This window comes from Candidatus Synechococcus spongiarum SH4 (assembly GCF_000586015.1).
GTDB lineage: Bacteria > Cyanobacteriota > Cyanobacteriia > PCC-6307 > Cyanobiaceae > Synechococcus_B > Synechococcus_B spongiarum_F.
The window spans coordinates 1-2,914 of record NZ_JENA01000206.1; the positions used below are offsets into that span (position 1 = coordinate 1).

The 2,914-nt window shown below is 58.8% G+C and carries 3 protein-coding genes; 1 reads left to right on the forward strand and 2 read right to left on the reverse strand.

All coding sequences use genetic code 11. The features are described from left to right. A partial coding sequence (locus BG35_RS11060; protein WP_034418055.1) for a ferrochelatase occupies window positions 1–268 on the reverse strand: 268 nt, incomplete at its 3' end. A gap of 426 nt (window positions 269–694) precedes the next feature. Here BG35_RS11060 and BG35_RS11065 point away from each other — a divergent pair. Next, window positions 695–2,077 carry a DNA methyltransferase gene (locus tag BG35_RS11065; RefSeq protein WP_161632580.1) on the forward strand — a complete coding sequence of 461 codons (1,383 nt, stop codon included), beginning with the start codon at window positions 695–697 and terminating at the stop codon, window positions 2,075–2,077. Window positions 2,078–2,247: 170 nt separating this feature from the next. Here BG35_RS11065 and BG35_RS0108465 read toward each other — a convergent pair whose 3' ends face one another. Then, window positions 2,248–2,874: an NYN domain-containing protein gene (locus BG35_RS0108465; protein WP_025782486.1), complete on the reverse strand. Its 627-nt coding sequence runs from the start codon at window positions 2,872–2,874 to the stop codon at window positions 2,248–2,250. Window positions 2,875–2,914 lie beyond the last annotated feature (40 nt).

Sequence of the window (2,914 nt, forward strand, 5' to 3'; positions counted from 1 at the left end):
TCCGGCGCTGGCGCAATTCACTCTGCAACACCTTGGCCTGCTGGTCCGTGATGCGCCGCAGGGGGGAACCGCCGCCAATGGAGCGGTAGGCCTTCTGGGAGCGCCCCGCCCGCAAGCTGCTGATGAGCCAGGCCAGGGGCTTCTGCAACTGGGGCAGGGGCAGGCGGATGATTTCCGGATCCGCGAAGAGATTATAGAGAAACGGCCCCACGTCCTGGATCCGCTCGGGACCGCCAAGGTTCAGCAGGAGAACGCCAATACGGGCCATGTCCCTGGCGGGCAAATGATGAATGAGTGGACCCTAACCCTTCCCAGACCCCATCGGGAACCTTGCCAAACTGTTATCACCCTGAAAATGCTGCTGACCACGGCGGCGGCTAAACTGGCCCCATGGCTCCATCGACACCACCCCGTCCGGCAGCTTTGATCAACGACTGGCTGAAGCCCGCCGCTGTGGTGGGCGCCCTGGCGTTGCTGCTGGTAGCCTTCCATGGCGCCCGGCAAGAGATCAGGACAACGGAAGCCAGCCCAGAAACGACGTCAAGGCTGACATTCAGGCTGCAGAGAGCAGGCTACGGGCTGACTCTCCGAACCGAGGGCACACTACAAAACCTTGGATCAGAAGCTGGATCGGGTGCTGGAGAGCCTCCTGCAGCCCTGAGCAGCACCTATGGAGGATGAGCCTCGCCTGCGTATGTCTGATCCCAACTTTGCCAGCGGCGCCATCTGGGCCGGGGACAACCTGGACGTCATGCGGGGCATGAACTCCACCTGTGTGGACCTCATCTACCTGGACCCGCCCTTCAATTCCAACCGCCACTACGAAGCCCCCATCGGCAGCAAAGCCGCCGGGGCCGCCTTCAAGGATGCCTGGACCCTGGACGACGTGGACGTGTGCGAGCACGGGGAACTGGCAGAGCGTAATCCTGCCGCCTACGCCGTCATTGAGGCCGCCCGTCAAGCCCATGGGAAGGGGATGCAGTCCTACCTGGTCTTCATGGCGGTGCGGCTGCTGGAGATGCAGCGCATCCTCAAGCCCACAGGTTCCATCTACTTGCACTGCGACCCCACCGCTTCCCATTACCTCAAGCTATTGATGGATGGGATTTTTGGGTACGCGGCGCACCGCTGCGAAATCACATGGAAGCGAACGAACACACACAACGACTCAAGGCACTCCTTCGCGAAGGTCGCTGACGTGATCCTGTTCTATGCGATGCCGGAAGCCACGTTCAATCCGATCTATGAGCCGCACTCGGCGGAATACGTTGCCAAGTTCTACCGTCATGACGATGGCGACGGACGTGGCCCTTACCAGCACGATAACATGGCAAGCCCAAATCCTCGTCCCTTGATGACGTACGACTGGAAAGGCTATCCTCCGCCTGCCAAAGGCTGGCGATACCAAGTCAGGCGAATGACGGAACTGGACATGCAGGGCCGGATTCACTATCCGACTCACCCGGATGGATCGCCTGACCATTCAAAGCGCCCCAGACTCAAACGCTACTTGCGAGAGCAGAAAGGGGCGGTGATCGGAAACGTGTGGACCGATATTCGACCTTTGTCCCATGCCAGCAAGGAGAAAACCGGCTACCCCACCCAGAAGCCCCTGGCCCTGCTGGATCGCATCATCAAGGCCAGTTCCAACCCCGGCGACATGGTGCTGGACCCCTTCTGCGGCTGCGCCACTACCCTGGTGGCGGCGGACAGGCTTCAGCGTCAATGGGCGGGCATCGACCTTTCGCCGCTGGCCATCAAACTGGTCAATGATCGCATTACCGAAGACCGGGGGCTATGGGGCGGCCCCACCGCTTTGGATACTCCGCCCCAGCGCACCGATCTGGGCCAGTTGCCCAGCTACCGCACCCACCGTCACCGCCTCTATGGTGAGCAGGAAGGCATCTGTGCAGGCTGTGACACCCATTTCCCCTTCCGGGTGATGGAGGTGGATCATATCCTGCCCCGCAGCCGCGGCGGCACGGACCACCCGGACAACCTGCAACTGCTGTGTTCCGGCTGTAACCGTAGCAAGGGCGGCAAGACCATGGCCGAATGGCGAGCGAGCCAGACTTGACTGATCACTGCCCAGACCAGCACGTCCAGTCACTACCTCACCGATACTGAAGCCAGTTAGAGAAAATAATTTAGGAGTATTTGCTATCAGGTGGTAATCCCAAAGGCTCGCTGAGCCTACAAACAGCATGACTGCAAGTAGTAAGATTTCATGGGACAGATTTGACAAGACTAGGATACTGGCCGTTGAGACAAATTCAACTCAACCGAGTATCGCGGCGGCGCCAGTTGAAAGCCGGGTCTTGAGGGCTCCAGGAACGTGATGGCGTTGTAAAAATCGTCCAGTGGGATAAACAGACCGTGATCCTCTGCCCAACGGCGCATTCGTTGATTGGTGGAATGTGCCCATGAGAGAATCTCGACACGCCACCGACGTTTGTGCATGCGCTCCAGAGTGCTATGAAATCCGGTCCCTTCAATATAGCCAGCTCCGTCTCCGGTGAGCAACACGATAATCCCTGGATCGCCATTGTAATCCAAGGCGTCTTCCAGCATGGCAAGTTGTAGAATCTTGTCTGGAACACCCTGTTCACCACGCTCCTGTGAACCCCGATCATAAAGGGATACCTCAACACCCTTGCCTTCCATCCGGTTCCAGAGTTGCTGCATTTCCGGTGGCACGGAACCAACCGCCAGGGCCTTTTCCACAGGGCGATCTCCGTGGGCCAGGCGCAGCAGGTTGTCAAAGTTGACGCGAACCCGAAAACGTGCATCCGGACCATTCTCAATCTCCTCTGCGAGGCGCTGGGCCTCGTGGAAAATGTTCGAGTTGTCCCAATAGATGAAGACTTTTTCCATGCTGTGTACAGGCTGCGGTGTTGACAATGCTTAATAGTAT

Coding starts and splice junctions, on each gene's coding strand:
- BG35_RS11065 (WP_161632580.1), top strand. CDS start 695: ATGTCTGATCCCAACTTTGCCAGCGGCGCCATCTGGGCCGGGGACAAC.
- BG35_RS0108465 (WP_025782486.1), bottom strand. CDS start 2,874: ATGGAAAAAGTCTTCATCTATTGGGACAACTCGAACATTTTCCACGAG.